Origin of the sequence: Guptibacillus sedimenti (genome assembly GCF_028610665.1) — a bacterium.
In the GTDB taxonomy this organism is placed as follows: Bacteria; Bacillota; Bacilli; order Bacillales; family Guptibacillaceae; genus Guptibacillus; species Guptibacillus sedimenti.
The window spans coordinates 334686-354048 of the sequence record NZ_JAQQWV010000002.1 but is presented as its reverse complement, the minus strand read 5'-3'; the positions used below and the strand labels follow the sequence as shown (position 1 = coordinate 354048).

Annotated in this window: 18 protein-coding genes; 4 read left to right on the top strand and 14 right to left on the bottom strand. The window is 41.6% G+C overall.

Annotated features, from left to right (window positions below):
• Positions 1-246: 246 nt before the first annotated feature.
• The 6 genes from PQ578_RS10100 to aspA form a co-directional block, all read right to left on the bottom strand.
• Positions 247-1590 (bottom strand): GH1 family beta-glucosidase, encoded by a 1344-nt coding sequence (locus tag PQ578_RS10100; protein ID WP_273834100.1) that lies wholly within the window; start codon positions 1588-1590, stop codon positions 247-249.
• A gap of 29 nt (positions 1591-1619) precedes the next feature.
• Positions 1620-2633, bottom strand: a complete 1014-nt coding sequence (locus tag PQ578_RS10095) for a LacI family DNA-binding transcriptional regulator (RefSeq protein WP_273834098.1) — start codon at positions 2631-2633, stop codon at positions 1620-1622.
• A gap of 74 nt (positions 2634-2707) precedes the next feature.
• Entirely contained in the window at positions 2708-3544 is an 837-nt protein-coding gene (locus PQ578_RS10090; RefSeq protein WP_098442744.1) for a carbohydrate ABC transporter permease, read from the bottom strand.
• A gap of 3 nt (positions 3545-3547) precedes the next feature.
• Positions 3548-4501, bottom strand: coding sequence for a carbohydrate ABC transporter permease (locus tag PQ578_RS10085; protein WP_224884818.1), 954 nt, complete (start codon positions 4499-4501; stop codon positions 3548-3550).
• Positions 4502-4570: 69 nt separating this feature from the next.
• On the bottom strand, positions 4571-5845 hold the full coding sequence (locus tag PQ578_RS10080) for an ABC transporter substrate-binding protein (protein WP_273834093.1): 1275 nt from the start codon (positions 5843-5845) through the stop codon (positions 4571-4573).
• Positions 5846-6280: 435 nt separating this feature from the next.
• Positions 6281-7711: an aspartate ammonia-lyase gene (gene aspA, locus PQ578_RS10075; protein WP_273834091.1), complete on the bottom strand. Its 1431-nt coding sequence runs from the start codon at positions 7709-7711 to the stop codon at positions 6281-6283.
• Between the two features lie 425 nt (positions 7712-8136).
• Here aspA and PQ578_RS10070 point away from each other — a divergent pair, with 425 nt between their 5' ends.
• Positions 8137-8376, top strand: a complete 240-nt coding sequence (locus PQ578_RS10070; RefSeq protein WP_273834088.1) for a hypothetical protein — start codon at positions 8137-8139, stop codon at positions 8374-8376.
• A 124-nt stretch (positions 8377-8500) separates the two neighbouring features.
• Here the strand turns inward: PQ578_RS10070 and PQ578_RS10065 are convergent, their stop codons facing one another.
• Positions 8501-9838, bottom strand: coding sequence for a YheC/YheD family endospore coat-associated protein (locus PQ578_RS10065; protein ID WP_273834086.1), 1338 nt, complete (start codon positions 9836-9838; stop codon positions 8501-8503).
• Positions 9839-10002: 164 nt separating this feature from the next.
• Here PQ578_RS10065 and PQ578_RS10060 point away from each other — a divergent pair, with 164 nt between their 5' ends.
• Entirely contained in the window at positions 10003-11394 is a 1392-nt protein-coding gene (locus PQ578_RS10060) for a UDP-N-acetylmuramoyl-tripeptide--D-alanyl-D-alanine ligase (protein ID WP_273834085.1), read from the top strand.
• 159 nt (positions 11395-11553) lie between these two features.
• Here the strand turns inward: PQ578_RS10060 and PQ578_RS10055 are convergent, their stop codons facing one another.
• The gene (locus tag PQ578_RS10055; RefSeq protein WP_273834084.1) at positions 11554-12567 is read right to left on the bottom strand and encodes a cyanophycinase; all 1014 of its coding nucleotides are present in this window, start codon (positions 12565-12567) and stop codon (positions 11554-11556) included.
• 1105 nt (positions 12568-13672) lie between these two features.
• Between PQ578_RS10055 and PQ578_RS10050 the strand changes: the two genes are divergently transcribed.
• Positions 13673-14122, top strand: a complete 450-nt coding sequence (locus PQ578_RS10050; RefSeq protein WP_273834082.1) for a DUF1569 domain-containing protein — start codon at positions 13673-13675, stop codon at positions 14120-14122.
• Between the two features lie 60 nt (positions 14123-14182).
• On the opposite strand, the gene PQ578_RS10045 is transcribed toward PQ578_RS10050, so the two are convergent.
• Both PQ578_RS10045 and PQ578_RS10040 read right to left on the bottom strand, forming a co-directional pair.
• Positions 14183-14392: a hypothetical protein gene (locus PQ578_RS10045; protein ID WP_273834080.1), complete on the bottom strand. Its 210-nt coding sequence runs from the start codon at positions 14390-14392 to the stop codon at positions 14183-14185.
• 420 nt (positions 14393-14812) lie between these two features.
• The gene (locus tag PQ578_RS10040; RefSeq protein ID WP_273834079.1) at positions 14813-15904 is read right to left on the bottom strand and encodes a YheC/YheD family protein; all 1092 of its coding nucleotides are present in this window, start codon (positions 15902-15904) and stop codon (positions 14813-14815) included.
• 135 nt (positions 15905-16039) lie between these two features.
• Here PQ578_RS10040 and PQ578_RS10035 point away from each other — a divergent pair, with 135 nt between their 5' ends.
• Positions 16040-16264 (top strand): hypothetical protein, encoded by a 225-nt coding sequence (locus tag PQ578_RS10035; RefSeq protein ID WP_273834076.1) that lies wholly within the window; start codon positions 16040-16042, stop codon positions 16262-16264.
• Between the two features lie 49 nt (positions 16265-16313).
• Here PQ578_RS10035 and PQ578_RS10030 read toward each other — a convergent pair whose 3' ends face one another.
• The 4 genes from PQ578_RS10030 to PQ578_RS10015 form a co-directional block, all read right to left on the bottom strand.
• Positions 16314-16850, bottom strand: coding sequence for a small multi-drug export protein (locus PQ578_RS10030; RefSeq protein ID WP_273834074.1), 537 nt, complete (start codon positions 16848-16850; stop codon positions 16314-16316).
• 99 nt (positions 16851-16949) lie between these two features.
• Complete coding sequence (locus PQ578_RS10025) at positions 16950-17156, bottom strand: hypothetical protein (protein WP_273834072.1); 207 nt, start codon at positions 17154-17156, stop codon at positions 16950-16952.
• Positions 17157-17485: 329 nt separating this feature from the next.
• A complete protein-coding gene (locus PQ578_RS10020) occupies positions 17486-17650 on the bottom strand; it encodes a hypothetical protein (protein ID WP_273834070.1) in 165 nt (54 codons plus the stop codon).
• Positions 17651-17903: 253 nt separating this feature from the next.
• Positions 17904-19361 carry a CoA-acylating methylmalonate-semialdehyde dehydrogenase gene (locus PQ578_RS10015; RefSeq protein WP_273834068.1) on the bottom strand — a complete coding sequence of 486 codons (1458 nt, stop codon included), beginning with the start codon at positions 19359-19361 and terminating at the stop codon, positions 17904-17906.
• Between the last annotated feature and the right edge of the window lie 2 nt (positions 19362-19363).

The window sequence follows — 19363 nt, the reverse complement described above, 5'->3', positions numbered from 1 at the left end:
TAGCTTCTCACGTTCCAGCGCGCTGCTATTTATTAGCTAAATCGAATCATTCTAACCACCGAACGACTGCACGCACCGCTCACTCGCCCCCCTGCCTCTCCCAGCACAAACCACACAACTCCCTCAAACAAAAAACCAGGCAATCCACACACAACGTGTATATCTGCCTGGTTATTCATGACTGAGCAAAACCCCTCGCACACTCAGCGAGTCCTACGCTCATCTCTAGTCACAAAGCCTAACCTCTTAAACCTCAAACCACCCATTCGTAATCGTCTGGCGATACCAGTAGTAGCTGTCCTTTGGCGTGCGCTCAAACGTACGATAGTTCACATGAATGATACCGAAGCGCTTTTCGTAGCCAAATGCCCACTCGAAGTTATCAAGCAGTGACCAGACGATGTAGCCTTTGATCGGCACTCCAGATTCGATCGCACGGTGTAGGGAAGTTAAATGCTGCTTTAAGTAATCGACCCGCTCCTGATCATGCACTCTTCCGTCTTCTACTTCATGGTTATAACAAGCACCGTTTTCTGTGATATAAATCGGCACATCACCATACGTTTCGTGAAGATCACATAACACGTTGTAGAACCCATCTGCATAGATCGGCCAGTCGATATCCGTCTTTCGGTAATCGAGTGGAATTTCCTCTACTTCAAAAAGTCCTTCCCCTTCTTTATACCTTCCGAGACTACCCGTGTAATAGTTAATGCCCATGAAATCGATCGGCTGAGAAATCAGTTCAAGGTCCCCGTCCTCAAGCTTGAGCTTTGCGTTATGGTTTTCGAAAATCGTAATCAACGTTTCTGGATAAGACCCTTTGAAGACAGGATCCATAAACCATTCCTTCTGCCACATCATTGCTCGCTTACAGGCATCGATATCTTCTTGCTTATTACTGAACGGCTCAAGCCATCCTGTATTCGGGGCATAGCCGATTTCACCATCTGGTAAAAGCTCTCTGAAGGATTGCACGGCTTTACCATGAGCAACCATCAGATGGTGCGCGACGTCGACACCCGCTTGTAGATCCGTTTTACCAGGTGCGTGTGCGCCTAAGTAGTTTGATAGGAATGAAGCGCACCAAGGTTCGTTGATTGTAATCCACTTCGATACCTTGTCGCCGAACTCTTTAAACATCGCTACGGCATACTCGTTAAACGCATCGATCGTCTCACGATTTTCCCAGCCGCCTTTGTCCTGGAGCACTTGAGGAAGATCCCAGTGGTAAAGGGTAATCATCGGTTCGATGCCATTTTCGATCAGCTCATCGATCAAGTTTTGATAGTAAGCGACGCCCTTCGGATTCAACTCGCCTCTTCCTTCAGGCATCACCCGTGGCCATGCAATCGAGAAACGGTAAAGATCTACGCCTAACTTCTTCAGATGCTGCACGTCTTCTTTATATAAATGATAGCTATTGCACGCTTCGTCTCCATGGTCCCCATTTCTTACGTTACCTGGCGCATGGGAGAACGTGTCCCAAATAGACGGCGAACGGCCGTCTTCATTTGCTGCGCCTTCGATTTGATAAGAAGCGGTTGCTGCGCCCCATTTCAGCGTTTCTGGAAATTGAATTGTTGTCATGTTGGTAGCCTCCTGTAGTCGGAGCCCTCTTACCTTTCTATACTAGATGATCGAATCACAAGTTCAGGGTCCACTTTCACTGGATGGATCTCTTCGTTTCCTTGTATTAAATCATCCAGCATGTAGGCTGCGAGCTTTCCTAACTTTTGTTTGTCCTGTTTCACGGTCGTAAGAGGGGGATCGCTATAGCGACAAGATTCAATGTCATCACAGCCGATTAGTTGAATGTCTTCTGGTACCTTGATGCCGTGCTCCTTCATCGCTTTCAACGCACCGAGCGCCATCATGTCAGAAGCAGCGAACACGGCTTCAGGACGTTCATCGTCCTGAAGAATCTTGTTCATCGCGTGGTACCCACTATCCTCGAAAAAATCGCCATAGTGAATCCACTTTTCATTCAACGGCAGACCGAACTGCTTCATCGCTTCCATGAATCCTTCATTTCGAATCCCCGAAATAAGCGAATCTTGTTTCCCACCAATGTACGCGACCTTTTTTACTTTATTTAAATAGAAATTCTCAACGACTTTCATGCCAATCTTGGCGTTATCCGTCATAATGTAGCTGGATTTCGGCCCTTCTAGCTTTAAATCGATGCCAATACAAGGAATATCACTTTGCGCGATTTCATGAACCGCCGCTTCAATTTCATCTCCCGCTACGATCAGGCAGCCATCGACATGGAAATGCCTGCATCGCTCCAGGTATTTGCTTTCACCTTGATAGAACTTTTCATTCGAAAACAGAAGGAGGTCATATCCGAGAGCCCCCACTGCTTTCTTAAATGTATTCATCACTTCATTGAAGAAAGGGTGTTTGAAATCGACGTTGATTTTCCCGGCGTAGATTAACCCAATTAAGTTTGATTTCTTCGTAGCCAGCGATTTCGCTGAAAAAGTTGGCTGATATTTTGTATCTTCAATGATTTTATATACTTTCTGACGAGTGGCCTCACTGATCCCATCGTAATTGTTCATGATTTTTGATACTGTCGCTGGAGATACCCCAGCCATTCGAGCAATATCTCTAATCGTTAAATTCATCGCGTTCATCTCCTTAGCAACATTGCTAACGTATTCTCATTTATTGTATCAAAATACGGGGGAGAGACAGCCGATTATTTAACAGATCCTTCCGTAATGCTCGAAATAAACCACTTGTTGAAAATAAGGAAAATAATAATCAATGGAACCGTTGCCCAGAACACGCCTGAAAGTAACATTCCGAAATCGACTCGGAAAGCATTGTTTAGAGAAGCAAGCGCCACCTGTAGCGTATAAGAAGATGGATCACGCAGAACGGTGAACTGCCATAGGAATTCTCCCCATACTAACGTAAAGACAATAATTCCGAGTGTTGCAAAAGCAGGCTTGATAATCGGAATGACGATACTCCAATAAATTCTAAAGTTCGAACAGCCATCAAGCTTTGCCGCTTCCATTAATTCGTCAGGTACGGATTCACTGATATATTGACGCATTAGGAAAATTCCGAGTGGATTTAGTAGGAATAAGATTCCCGCACCCATCAATGTATCAAGCCAGCCTAGTTGGGAAATGAGGTAGTACTGTGGAATCAATCCCAGCTGTGGCGGAATAACCATTGTTAACAGAATTAAGATGAACAAAAAGTTTTTACCTGGGAACTGGAACTTCGCAAACGCAAATCCTGCTAATGAACTGATCAGTAAAACCGCTACGGTTACGACTGTACATAGCAAGACGGTGTTCCACATCGCCTGGAAAAACGGAATCGTATCAAGTACTTTCTGGAAGTTCTCAACTAGCTTTCCACCAGGTAGTAGCGTCGGTGGAATAGAGTTATACGCCGCACTCGGCTGCGTCGCCATGACGAACATCCAGTAAAATGGGAACAGAGAAAAGAGAGAGGTAAATCCCAGGATAAGATAAATCGGTAACGTGCCCGCTTTTGATTGATTTTTTCTTTTTTTCATCCCTTACACTCCTCTCTTCTTCTTACTGCCAATGCCAGATGTTAACCACGTATTAATCGCTGCAGCACCAATAATGATAATAAGCAACAATACTGCCGTAGCGGATGCGGTTCCGAATGAGCCAAGGTTAAAGGCATCACGGTACAAGTACATCACCACTGTCATCGCTTCATCGCGACTGAATGCAGATGAGCCTAAGAACACGGTTGGTTCCGCAAATAATTGAAGGGCACCAACAGTCGACATAAACACCGTTAGAATAATGAATGGCTTCAATAATGGAATCGTAATGTAGATAAACTGCTCGAGTTTGTTCGCTCCATCTATCGTAGCCGCTTCATACAGATCCTTCGAAATACTTTGTAGGCCAGCTAGATAAATGATGGTGTTATAGCCGACCCAGCGCCAAAATACCATGAGCGCAATCGCAATTTTCGCTCCCCATTCAGACGTTTTCCAGCTCACTGGATCAACGCCGAACAAGCCAATCACGTAGTTTGCAAGTGCCGTTTCATTACTACTAAAGAAAACCCCAAACACGAGAGCAACGGCAACCATCGACGTGATGTATGGCATAAAAATCGTTACTCTGAAGAAATTGGTGAAACGAATCACAGCGAGATTCAGGAAATATGCAAGAACTATCCCGACAATTAACTGCGGTGCCGTTCCCATTAACCCGATGATGACCGTATTATATAAAGACTTCCAAAATAACGGATCTTGTAAAACGACTGCAAAGTTACTAAGTCCAACAAACTCCATCTCACCAAGCCCGTTCCATTCCTGAAAAGCTAGGACAATACTAAACAGAGCTGGATATAACCCAATAATCCCAAACACAATAAAGAATGGTGCAACATAGAGATAGCCTGAAATCATGTCTTTCTTCTTTTCAGACAGTTTACTAGCTTTGATTGTTTTACGAGCTTTTGCTTGCTTTTGCACATCCTCCAATGACTTAACCTCCTCCAAAGTTAAAGGCCGGAAGAGTTTTCCCCCGCCAGCCTTTAAGCAGCTTTCTGTTTATCGTTTCACTAACCCCTCGATACGCTTAACCGCATCTTTCCATTCTTTCTCAGGATCAGCACCTTCTTGCACGTTTCTTAGGGCAGTCAGTACTTCATCATTGACTGTTACGTATTTTGGTCCTTTGTAGACAGCTGGAATTTCTTTCGCTGCTTCCGCAAAAGTAGCCGCTGTATTTTGACCACCGAAGTACTCGTCTTCGTTATTCACAAATTCGTCCATTTCATACACGGATGGAGCTGAAGGGAAAAGTCCGCTCTCTTCGAATGATTTCAACTGGTTTTCAGGAGAAACGAGCCATTTTGCAAACTCATATGCTTCTTCACTATGCTCTGTTTCTGCCGGGATCGCGACGTAAGATCCACCCCAGTTACCAGCAAACTCACTTGGTAGTGTTGATACGCGCCAGTTGCCTTTTCCTTCTGGAGCATTTTCTGTCATGTAGCCTTTCAACCACGCTGGAGCCATCTCGACGGCAAAGTCACCTTTGTTAAGAGCCGTTGCCCATTCAGGCGTCCACATTTCATAATTTCCTACGTAACCCTTTTCATAAAGAGAAACAGCGTAGTCATAAGCTTCTTTTACTTCATTACCTTCCTTGCCAATGATCAGTTCATCTTTCTCATTGAAATAACTTTTCTCTAAAGCATCCATGTTGGCACGGTAAGCCATTTCCATGCTATCAACCATTGGTTTGCCTGTTTCATCAAGCACTGTTTTCGCAGCGTCTGCAAATTGATCAGGTGAGGAAATCATTTCTTTTACTTTCTCTGGTTCAGTTGGTAAGTTTGCTTCTTCAAAAACGTCCACGTTGTAATACATTGCTTTCGGGCCGATATCTGTTGGAAGTCCGAATAAGAAGTCGCCATCTGTACTCTCTGCCATGTTCCATTTCCAATCAAGATAATCGCCTTGCACTTCATCTGCCCCAAGATCATACAGGTTCACAAATCGCTCCTGCGCCTCGCGGTAACGGTCAAGCTGATCCACTTCGATCATCGCAAGATCTGGTGCGCCCGTTCCTGCAGAAATCGATGTAAAGAGACTGTTATGGTGATCGCCTAGCTCAGACGTTTTTACATTAATCTCAACATCCGGATTGTCTTTCATATATTCTTCCGCTAAAGATTCATAGTTTGTTGCGCCAAATGTCCAAAAGTCCAACGTTACTTTGCCATCTCCAGATGACTCATCTCCGCCCCCGTTACAAGCAGCTAATACTAAAGCTGTACTTAGCAACAGCACGGAAAGAAATTTCTTTTTACCTTTCATCCTATATCCCCTCCAATAAATGATAGACCCATAGATGACAAAACAAGTTAAGGAAACCGGTTTCGTAAACCAGCAAAAAAAATAGCCGGAATGGTTCGTTAGTTATGATTAAACCACATAATGTATCCGATTTCAATGGTAAATGTGGGAGTTTTCTAATTTTTTAAGTTGTTTTTAGTAAACCGGTTTCCTAAATGTGGGTTGCGGGACTGAGAACCGCTCGCTTTATTGGCTAGATTTCGTTTATATTGACCAAAATCGTTTTTTATTGGCTAAAACCAGAATATATTGGCCAAAACTCAACTTTTATTAGCTAACAAGAATGATTCTAACGTCGACAGGAGCTAACAGCACTGGCCACCTCTCATAACGAATCTCTTCATGCACAAAAAAGCCGCCCTTCGCTTAACGACGAAGTGCGGCTTTACATTACAACTACTCCCGCTCAAACAACGACACGCCAGCGATTCCTGGATGCGTCATCTCATAAGGATCTAGAATTAAGTTCAGTTCTTCTTCTGTCAGCACATCGTACTTTATGCAAAGCTCTCGGATTGAGGCGCCGCTTAGAATCGCTTCTCTCGCGATTCGCGCTGCTACTTCATACCCGATGTGCGGGTTTACGGCAGTTAGTACGCCAACGCTTTTTTCTACGTACTCATTGAGGCGGTCTTCATTCGCTTCAATGCCCTTTAAGCAGTTGTCAGTAAACGTGCGGAATGCGTTTTTCATAATGCTGAGCGATTGAAGCAGATTGAAAACAAGTACGGGTTCCATGACGTTTAACTCAAGCTGACCTGCTTCAGAAGCGAGACAGATGGTGTTGTCGTTTCCGATGACCTGGAAGGCGACCTGATTAATCACTTCAGGTAGTACTGGATTCACTTTACCTGGCATGATCGAAGAGCCTGGCTGTCTTGCAGGCAAGCTGATTTCGCCTAATCCTGCTCGTGGTCCTGACGCCATTAAGCGGAGGTCATTCGCAATTTTTGACATGTTCATCATGCACACTTTTAACGCACCGGAAACTTCAGTATACGCGTCGGTATTTTGCGTTGCGTCAACCATATCTTCCGCCCCAACCAGTGGTAAACCGCTAATGTCAGCAAGTTCTTTGACGACGAATTCAATATAGCGCGGATCTGCATTTAGTCCCGTGCCAACCGCCGTTGCCCCCATGTTCAGCTCATACAAATGCTGACGAGATTGTTTGATTCGCTTTATATCTCTTGCGATGACGCGGCTGTATGCTTGAAATTCCTGACCAAGTCGAATCGGTACCGCATCTTGAAGGTGAGTACGCCCCATTTTAATAATGTGATTAAACTCTTGAGCTTTCTGTTCGAAAGCCTCATGCATGTCTTCCATCGTGCTTAATAGTTGTTCCATCATATTTAAAACAGAGAGGTGAATGGCAGTTGGAAAAGAGTCGTTAGTGGACTGTGACATGTTCACATGCGTATTCGGGCTACAAACGATGTAGTTCCCTTTTTCTTCTCCTAACAACTCAATCGCACGGTTTGCGATCACTTCGTTCACGTTCATGTTGATCGAAGTGCCAGCGCCTCCCTGGATTGGATCGACAATGATCTGGTCATGCATCTTTCCTTCCAGCAATTCGTCCGCTGCTTCCACAATCGCATTGCCGATGCCGGAATACAAATGCTTCACTTCCATGTTGGCAAGCGCCGCCGCTTTCTTCACCATCGCAAATCCTTTAATCAATTCTCCATGAATGCGGTAGCCCGTAATCGGAAAATTCTCCACGGCGCGCAGGGTTTGAATACCATAATAGGCTTCAATCGGTACTTCTTTTTCTCCTAAAAAATCAGATTCAATTCTTGTGTTGTTCATAGTTGTCGGCATGATAACTTCTCCTTCTTATTCTTCTTCCTCTAATCTATCGAACTGTCATGATCAATCTTCTGAGCTTCAATGATTCTTCCATGATAAATAATAGTATAAACGATCGATAAGGTGAACCCCTTCTTTATTGACCAAAATCTTGATTTATTGGCTAATTTTTAATTTTATTGGCTAAATCCCAACTATATTGGCCAAATTCGACTTGTAGTGGCTAACGAGAATCATTCTTCCAAACAGCAGCATCCCGTAGCAAAAAGAGAGTCCTCATTACGAGAGCTCTCTTTTTCGTTCACATTTCCCCACCCTTAACGCTCATTCACCATGCCTGTCGTAAGCTTGCTTTAGCTTAAACAAAAAAATATTTGCTTAACCCCCATATAATTCGGGTAACAATAGGAGAAATACTTTTTAGAGGAGGCTAAATCATGGAAGCTCGTGAACGAGTTCAAGAATGGATTCATGCCACATTTGATATTAAAGACGTTACTCTTGAGAATGATCATTCGCTCCCTTATGGCCAACGGGTTTGGTCAGAAGATGACGATGATTATGCAATTGTCTTCTTTGATGAATCATCAGACCAAGTGATGTGTTCGTTTAAAGAGTTGGAACAGCTATTCTTTCGCGTCGATCCATTTGTTGAATTTGCAGAAATCCACCAATGAATGAGGGTACCTATGAAAATAACATTACCAATAAGCTAGCTATCCTTTTCTTACCTACTTTTTACACCCCGTATGCGAAAAGGATAGCTCCATTCATTCTCTCCTTCACCAGCAGCCTCTCCACCTAAAACCCACCCAAATACCGTCCATACCTCATCAATTGAAACCGGCACTTGTAAAATGCTAAGCGATCGTTCGCCATCAGCGCAATGTACGGATCGGGATTTTGATGATTGATTTCAATAATGGACATATGACATTCTTCATCTAGTCCAATATCAACGCCAATATTGCCTAAATGGTAGCCCTGGTTTTCTAATACTTCAATCGAACGTAACACAATCTGCTCCATTTCCTGTTCGACTCTCTGAATCTCTTTATCTTCAAGTTTCCATACGGTTTTCAACGTGTCCCTTGCAATTTCAGTATGACCACCCGCCGTTATGTTGCTAACGATTTGCCCTCTAGCTCCGTACCTTGAGTAGATTCCTAAGTTCTCCCACAAACCTTTTTCATTCTTTGCAACCATCACCCGGAAATCAATTACGCTTCCTTTATGCATTTTAAGTGGAATCGTTTGTTGAATAAGAAAAGCGCCTGGAATAAGATGCTTTTGAAAAAAGAGATGGCTGTCGGCATTAGACGAAAATACTTCCTCATGTCTCATCCGTTTCTCATCATATTTCACCTTTATTTGTTCGCCATTTTTAACAACATTAAAGATGCGTTTCCCTAATCTACCGTGTAACGGCTTAATATAAATATTTCCATGCCTGTTCAGCATTTCATGGATATTTTCAACATTTGTGTAGAGAGTCGTTTCAGGCAGATGTTCCTTTAATTCTGATCGTAACATTTGATGCATTTCCCATTTCGAGAAATGCGGATAGTTGAAAACACGACCTCCTAGCAACGATTCAAAATTCTTCATATGCTCATGAAAAACTTCCCACGATGCGGTTAAACTTGGCTCAGCAATCGACATCACGACGGCCGGAAACGGCAAGGACTTTACTTCCCAGCTGTTTTTCTCAGGATCATAGAGATAACCAGTAATCGTTTGCTTTTCTTTCTGAATTCCTTCGATTGAAAACACAGCGATCGCGCCCCCAATGTATCGGTAACCTTTCACAAAACTACTGTACGTTGGTAACATTTCCGTTAGTTTTCGATTCGTTAATTCACAAAGAATCCCGATAAAAGGACCGATCGTCACCTTGCCTCCTTGTACAACCAAATCATAGCCGCACGTTAATGGTAGTCTAAGCTGTTTCAACACATCTGTTGAAAGATACACATTTTCTTTTTTGATCGCATCAGAAAAGTGGATCGTTACTTCTACCGATCTAATTCCGAACTGTAGCCGCACTTGCCTATTTAAATATCCAACTAGACCAGGAATGGTTGATTTCGAAACGATCATCATTTGGCCTTTTTTCTCGTATGGTTTGATCACATACATCCTACTACCCCCGCTCCATTTTCACAGCTGGCAAGCTCTAGGGTAGTATATGCTTTTGGAAGAAAAGAGGGATGTGCTTCCGCTTAAGATGATGGATTAGCCCGTACAGATTTCTATGAATTCGAATAACATACATAGAAGTCTAATACGAGAGTAGGTTTACGATGAAAAACCTTCCATTACGTCAATTGATTCCTGTGCTAGAAGGAAAGGTTCTTTCAGGGAGCATTACCAAAACCATTCACAACGCGGCAAAATATGGGGAACATCTGATCACAGATTCATCGCTTGTTTTTATATTGAAACGAAAGGCCTCCCTTCCATTACCAGCAGTCCGCAATCTAACCGTCGTCACCTCTAATCCAAAAGCCCTGAAGCATGTACGAGATGATGTGACGGTTATCTATGTAGAGAATGTGAGAAAAGCGTATTACCGATTTGTTTCGTTCTACCGTAGCTTATTCCATCTTCCTGTAATCGGCGTGACCGGGACGTGTGGAAAAACGACAACGAAAGAAATGATTTCATGGATTCTTTCAGAAAGAAAACAGGTGGTGCGAACGAAATTAAGTCATAACGGACTCGCAAGAAACCTTGATTACTTGCTTGAAATCGACGAAAAAACCGATTATGCCGTTTTTGAAATGGGCGTATCTGGACCCAATCAGCTGCTTTATTCTGCGCATTATTTCCGCCCACAAATTGGGATTATCACAGCAATAGGGACCGATCATATAGAGGGATTTCGAAGCCAGGATGCGTATATCGCTGAAAAGGCAAAGATGTTAAAAGCTGTTGGAAAGAATGGAACGATCCTTTTAAATCGAGATGATGAAACGATTCAGAGCCTTGATTTAAGTGAGTTCACTGGAAAGGTTCTATACTATGGTCAGGATGCGAAAGCGCATTACCGAGCCCATTCGATCCGATTTAATCTCAATAAAAACGGCATGGATTTTACCCTTTCCTGCCATGAAGGTGAGTTCGCTTGTTTTGTACCTGGCTACGGCACGCACAACGTCTCCAATGCGCTCGCAGCGATTAGTGCTTCCACCCTTGTCGGTGTTAAGATCCAGGATGCGATTCGTCGCCTTCATACGTTCCGTCACATTAAAAGTCACTTGCAGTTCTATGAAGGGAAAAAAGGGAGTCTGCTCATCGACGACACGTGGAATACAAATCCCACTTCCATCGAAGCGGCATTAGAAGTTCTCGTTGAAACAGCAGAAGGAAGAAAAACAGTTGCCGTCTTAGGGGAAATTGAAGAGCTTGGGGATTACGCGGAACAGGAACACCGCAAAGTGGGCGCTCTTGCCGCGAAGAATAACGTTGATGTATTAATCGCTGTTGGAAAGAATGCTTATCCAATTTGTCTTGAAGCCGCTAAGCAAGGCATGAATTCGAAAGCGATTCATAACGTAACGACTCAGGCGGCGTTACTCACTCTCCTTGATCAGCTAGCCTCTCCTCAAACATCGATTCTACTAAAGACATCAATGCGCCGATCGTTTAGCAATACCCTGCAGGCACTCGTTGCGAAATCAAATGAAGACTGATTTCATTTGCTGTTTTGAATTGAAATACAAACTCATCACTGTTGAAGTGAATGCATATCGATTACAAGGAGATCCCATAAAAAACGATCAGGGGCAAGTAGCCTCTGACCGCTCTTTGTATAAGTAGGTTTAGCAAAGTACTTTATTTAAACTCACTTTCTAGTTTCCATATATATTACCTGTAGAAGAAAATAAGTTACCATTGTTAACATTCAATTGATAGAAAGAACCAGTATGACTAGACCAATTCTGTAAATCAATAGTATCTCCATTCTTCAGTTTAATTACGTCAACATTCTCAATTTCCAGTGGTGCCGCATTGGTAGGTTTCGTTGAAGATTTCGCTAGATAAACGGATTGGTTTGTTCCTCCAGGTTGCACAACCACTCTTGCAAAACCATCTTCTTCAATTAAGAGAGCCGTTTGCTCATTAACAGCAATTCCCTTCGCTTCAGTCGTCCATCCATCAAGAAGTTGCCTTGATAAAAAGCCTACTAAACGTCCCATTCGATCTCTTTGTTCAAAATGACTATCTGTAATTGTATTTTCTAAGTAGTCATTTGATAGAAATTTTTTTGAAAAGGTCATATACTGATTGTAAGGATCATCAAGAGCCTCATCTGAATATACAGTCCCATTTGCCGCATCAAATACAAACTCGCCTTGAATCGCTAAACCAGCAGAAGTACCTCCAACAGGTATACCTTTCTGAATAAGATCATTTAAAGTATCTTCTAGTGGGGTTCCCTCAATAAAATCCATATACGTAAATTGGTCACCGCCAGCAAAAAAGATGCCCTCCGCTTTCTGTACTTTATCTAACACAAAGGCATCGTAAGAAGCATTACGATTTTTTAACAGAATGGTTTCTACAGAATCGACATCGGATTGGTTTTCAAGAGCTAAATCATATAGATATTGATTATACCCATCACTTCCAGAAGTTCTTAAAATGACAAAATCTCCACCGTTTGCTTTTTCAGTCATCCATCTCATTGCCTCATCGACATCTGTTGATCCCCCCATTAAATTAACTCCATAAGTAGTAGAAGTAGTCACATCCCCTTCATTTCCATAAGAATAATACGTATAGTCACTTTTTCTACCTTCGACTTGGTTAAACGAGCCAGACCAAAGAATGACGACGAACAACATGATGATTGTTTTTTTCATATCCTTCTCCTCCTTTTGTATTCACCAATTAAACATGCAACTTTCATGCCAAATTGAGAAAGGTCTACCTACGCAAAAAAGAAGGAATATTCAGTTATTTTTGGGTCTAACTGGTTCTTATTGGATATAAAGCCACTGGTATTAAGAAATATTATTTGATATTTGGATTGCGTGATGAATCATTTGCCATAAACAGTACAGCAAGATACCAGAACACGTTGATAAAAGGGGTATAGTTTTTTGACCCTCCTAATCAGTCTTCAAAGTTTTTAGAATAGCGTTTGAGTACCACTAAAGGATAAGTAATAGGAGACTTCTATTTAGTAAGGTTTTTGTTTCTTGAGAGAGATTCAGCTTCAAGAAATATAAGTGTAAAGTAAAAACATAAAACGATGAATAAAATAAAGATGATACTCATTCCAATTCCTTCTCCAATAAGACCGAGGCAAAAATGACTGCGATAACTAAGTAAATAACTCCATAAGCAACCACATCTTATAACTACTTTTCTAAATGGGTGTCTCGGAGAATTCTCTAATTACTTCAATAATAAACCCCCAAGTAACAATCATCACTGGCGATAAATTTACTATGAAAGCGAATATTCTTTTTCCTAATTTATCTTTACTAAACATTGAAACAATACTCAATGGAATACCAAACATAGATAAAAGAAAAGTAAGCGACACATAAAACTTTAGAATATCATCGATCGAATTGGCACTCTTTCCCGAAGCTATGCCAATGTAAATGAATACTATAATCCCTGAAACAGTAACCCATCCAATAAAGTAGGATATTCTCGTAAGTAAGTTAAGACTATTCCTATCCATTACTACCACCTCTTCAAATGAACATATAGGAGAATATATATAGAATAATCGCTGCCATTCGTATAATAGAAGATACGGTAAACAGGATGATCAAAACGTTATTCCAGATTTGTCTCCGATTAGTCCAGAAGACTTGATTTCAGATATCTTGAAGCGAATTCCAAACTAAAGCACCCTTTAGTTACAAGGATTAAATAACGGTGACGTTGAATTACATATTAAATAATTAAGGGTATTTCTTGGTTAAAATAAAAAACTAAAGGAGGATTTTAATGAATAATATTTTTGAGATCACGTATTCAGATGAAATTTTAAATCGTATCGATAACTTAAATGTAAATTCACAACCAAAATGGGGGAAAATGGATGTCTCTCAAATGTTAGCTCATTGCTCATCTTTCCAAGATATCGCAATGGGCTATTCTTTCCCTCCAAGAGGTTGGTTAGGGTTATTAGTAGGTAGATTTGCAAAACCCATCTTTTATAATGACAAGCCTTTAGACGATAATATGTCGACTATTCCAACCATTTTAATTACAAGTAAAAGAGATTTTGACATCGAAAGAGAAAAACTGAAACAAAAAATAATAATATTTCAAAAAAATGGACCAGAGGCTTGTACAAATCATCCACATCCTTTTTTCGGAAAACTTACTTCCGAACAATGGGGAAAAGGAATCTACAAGCATCTTGACCACCATTTAAAACAATTTGGTGTTTAGTGGCAGGAGTTTAAATATACCTCCCAACACTAACCTTCTATGCAAACGCTAAAGAAAACTTTACAGAATAGCATCAAAAAGCCTTTGATATCCAAAAGGTAAAATTACTGCTACGAAAGTGCCAATAACAATTGATGTAGCAATAATAAGTCTATATTTGCGTTTTGATATCTCATCTCTATTTAAGGCTATATTTAAAGCCTTGATTATCGAATGAACAGTCATGTATATGATTACTGCCGAAAAGAAACTAATCAAAAAAACTGCCATACTTCTCCTCCTTTCCGATTATCAATCAGAAGAAAAATCACCAATAAGTTCCTTGCCGGTTTTTATCATACTATCCCTCAATACATACGTTCACATAAGAAATATGTTTCAATTTAGCTGTTATCTCTAATTCAACTCTTCCATAAATTTGCCCTTTAAACTGATTAAACACCAGCTACATTTTACTAGACTTCCCCAATTCCGAACCACTACTGGTCACTTAAACGGTCCCTCGTTTCTCCCATCTTCTTTGAAAAAACATAAAGTTCTTTTTCAAATTTCCTACACCAATTAAAGAGCTACGTTAAATAAAAAAAGAGCGCCATCATCCTTGCGATTCGGTGCTCCCTTTGATGTGTCAGTTTAATTTTTGTATCCGAACACAGAAACTGCTAGACCCAGTCAGTGTTTCTGTTCTTTCTACAATCGATCCATTAAGTATCTCCCATATTCAATCGGCGTCCGAAACACAGATTCCCACTCGTCGTGAAGGATCCGTCCATCTTCAAACAATCCGCTCACATAGTCAGAGATAAAATTACATTCGATAAAATACGGTTTTCCTTCTTGCGTGATCCCAATATCGAAGCCGAGATCCGCTAGGTGTGGAAAATGCTGATCAAGGATATGAGTGATCTGAAGGGCGAGCTGATGAATACGGTGAACAATCGTTTCGTAAGGAATCGTTGGATGCGAGTGCGGGGCAACCGCTTCGAGTGTGTAAGTCGTTCCACCCTGGGCCCCATTCGTTAGAAAGTCTCCTCCATTTGCGACCTTGCACATCAGCCCTGATACTTGCCACTCTCCGTATCGATTTTTTTGCGTAGCTACTCGTAAATCAAATGGAAGGGTTTTGTAAGTAGCAAGTGGAATCATTTCCTGAATTAAATAGGTATGATTGCGGAACCGATTGATAAGTACGGTAGGGAGCTTCGTTTTAAAATCGACTTGCTTTAACTCGCCTTCTTTTGTTTTATATGAAAGGCGCCACCCCTTCTTCAAACGTTCCATTTTCATTGCGCCCATCCCAAATTCTCCGTAACTTTTTTTAAGAATAAGCTGATTGTAACGAGCCGCCATTTTATTTAAGTTTGCCACAGTAAACAGCTCTGTGTCTGGCAAATGGTCTTTCACACTCTCGTTTTTAACTAAGAGGTCGTGAACCTTATGTTTCTCCACATCATAATTCGGCACATTGTAGATCACGTGCCCTTCCTTCATTAAGGATTTCAGATGAGAACGATAAGCTGGCAAGTAATCGAGGACACGCGTGTAAATGACTTTCGGCGCTGGAACTTTTTGAAGATGAAACGTCTCGTTATTGTAGACATAGGCATTCACCTTTGCTACGCCTGGTTGAATATCAAAGAACCGCATATAACAAGGAATAAGGCCATGTTTTCTCGCTGCTTTCTCCCAAATCATAAACATGCTGCGTGTGCCTCCATGTAGTTCAGCCATCGCCTCATACGTTGATTTGGGAAGAATGATCCCTAGATAGTTATCGCTCACGCCGATCTGCCCCCTTCGCTTTAATCTATTGCAAAACGGGGCAGAGGTGTGCCTGGTCGCATGAATTTCATTTACGAAACTACAAGCACCTATTATTTCCACATCCAATATGATATGTAGGAAGGAGTGATGAAGATGCCATGGCAACAAAAAATTCGAAGTTTAATAGGTTATCCGATTGGAATTTCATTCGTAAATGGACAGGGAACATCAGGGATTTTGTGCGGGACATCTGATGGAAAGCTCCTCGTGATGGAATATTTGTATCAATCCCAATTTGCCTTAAAGCAGTATGATTTTTACATGATTCAGGATATTAACGGATTTCCACCTTGTCATACCACACAACCTTTATATTAATGGTAGGTCCCTTTATATGGGGACTTTTACTTTTCTTTAAGAAAGAATGCTAGTTCGTAAACAAACGAACCAAAACGCCATCATCTTCTACATCAGGTACAAAAAAAGCCACTCCATAGGTTGAGGCTACGGCCATAATCACTGTCCAAAGAACTAAGCTAGTCATCATCCAGCTCGTGACCATCTTTCTTTTCGACCCGAAGCTCATTCCCATGAACGCGGAGATATGCGAGCCGACGAAAAAAGGACCGATAATTGTTAATCCAGGTAAACCATACTTATCAAAAAGAACTCTTGCTCGCTTCTCTTTTTTCGATTTTTGCACTTCTTCGACATGTGCTTCTGTCGTCTCTCCCTCCTGCTGGATCACATCTTTCGTACGCTTTTGCTTTCGTTTTTTCCTCCAACTTTTAAATTTATCTACAAATACGATTAACAAAATGACTGTCAGGGCATTTCCTAAAAAAGCAAGTACACCCGTTAGTACTGGCGACAGCCCCCCGATGATCGCTAATGGGATAACAGCAACAAGTTCAAATAATGGAATCGCAGCCAGAACAAACACTAATAAATACGATAAAAACATTCTCTCCATTCCCCTCTTAAATCTACCTAATTTCATTCGAGATACTATTATTGCGCAAACGCTTCACGATGGGTTAATGAGGAATCTAATATGATAATGCTAACTTGTTTGTTCTTTGTCATTGGTTCTCTTCATGTCAAAGAACCCGAGTACCCCACAAACAAGTGCACCTAAACCCAAAACACTCGTAAGAATCCAATTTTGTCCCCATGAGTTAATAGCCGTTAGAAGACAGCTTAGGGCAATCGCTAATACGCCATATTTTGCTCGCCATCTATCCAGTTTTGAAAACCTTTCACTTACCAAATAGCCTCACCCCCTATCACCAATTAGTGATCTCTCAAATGGCTCTTTACAAAAAATAAAAAGCAAGCATTCTAAATTAACAGCCAACTCAACAATACCAATTATTTCAAATTATTCTGAATAACACAATCTTCTCTTATGAGTAAAAAGTAGCTAATCTTTGATTGATAAAGACTCATTGTTTAGATAGGTGATGATACACATCTCTCTGGCGCTTTTTCATTTAGCTTGACTAGATGATAATTCTATTATTCTTTAACACACTTCCCTCTCTTTTTATTCAACTAAAAAGTAATTACGTAGAACGCGAGCGATTACTTTTCTTCTTATTAACTGTTGTCCTGACGATACTCCAACTTTTTCATTTCCAACTCAATCTTTTTCTCTTCAAGCTCTAGCTCTTTCATTTTTATATCTCTTTCTGTTTTCTTTACATAGCCATAATAGATGAGCGAGAACCCAATCACGATCGTAAGGTAAAAGAATAACCCCAACTTTTCATCCCCCTGATAAAAAAATAATTAAAAACATCTAAACTTATTAGGACCTGTTTTGTTTGCCTCGTCCCTTTTGAATATAAAACAATTTTCTATCTTAATTAGTCATACGAAACAAAGACATCAAATGTTTCATCACTACCTATTTTCTCCTTTCTTTATTGAAGAATTATTACAAAAAGTACTTATGACAAAAGGTGTAGAGAGGTCCTCCTCTCTACACCTTTTGTATAATCTATATTCTTTTCGATTACCACCTAGCCGTTAACATCTTCCTTCTCGTATAGAACTCGACTCCATCTGATCCATTCGCATGAAGATCACCGTAGAATGAATTCTTCCATCCTGAGAATGGGAAGAAGGCCATTGGCGCAGGGACGCCAATGTTTACCCCAAGCATGCCGACTTCAATGTTTTCTCTAAAGTAGCGTACGTTGCTACCATCCTTTGTAAACAGGCACGCGCCGTTACCAAAGTCAGATTCATTGGTCAGTTCAATCGCTTCTTCTAGATTCTTCACTCGTACAATCGATAGCACAGGAGCGAAAATTTCATCTTTCCAAATTTGCATCGAAGAGTTCACGTGATCGAAAATCGTCGGTCCAATAAAGTAGCCTTCGTCGTTGTAAGCTTCATCATTTCGACCGTCCCGGACAAGAGTTGCGCCTTCTTCCTGTCCTTTTCGAATATAATTTTCCGTTCTTTCTTTATGCTCCTTTCGAATGACTGGACCTAGGAACACATCTTCATCAAGGCCGTTACCAATTTTAATTTCATCTGCTTTTTCATTCAGCTTTTGAAGGAGCGTCTCGACGACATCATCAACTGCGACTACGACAGAACACGCCATGCATCGCTCACCTGCAGAACCGTAGGAAGCTGCGATAATTTCTTTTACGGCAGCATCGAGATCAGCGTCGGCCATTACAATTGAGTGATTCTTTGCACCGGCTAGCGCTTGAACGCGTTTCCCATGCGCAGCTCCTGTTTTGTAGACGTATTCCGCGACAGGCTGTGAGCCGACAAAGGAAATCGCGGGCACATCTTTATGCTCTAGTAACCCATTGACCACATCATGTGCACCGTGAACAATATTGAGCACGCCATCAGGTAAGCCTGCTTCTTTAAATAACTCTGCTAGACGGTTCGCAAGTAGCGGCGTTCGCTCTGATGGTTTCAACACGAACGTGTTCCCCATCGCGATCGCAAGAGGAAACATCCAGCAAGGGACCATCATCGGGAAATTAAACGGCGTGATGCCGCCAACAACACCAACGGGATAGCGATACATACCCGATTCAAGGTTTGTCGCAATATCCGGAAGCTGCTTTCCCATCATTAAGGAAGGCGCACCGGCTGCAAACTCAACGCACTCAATCCCGCGCTGCACTTCACCCTGTGCTTCTTTAAAGCTTTTACCATTTTCCTTCGTTAATAACTGCGCCAGCTCGTCCCAATTGTCGACGAGAAGTTGCTGATACTTAAAAAGAATACGTGCCCTTCTTGGCACGGGCGTTTTGCTCCACGTCTTAAAGGTGGCCTTCGCTACTTTTACCGCATCATCCAGGTCTTCTCTCGTAGAAATGGGAACCTGGGCAAGTTCTTCCCCCGTTGCTGGATTTGGGACCGTTTGAAACTGCGTGGTTTTGGCATCTACCCATTTGCCGTTAATATAGTTTTGTAGGACGTTCGTTGCCGTCGTTGCCATTT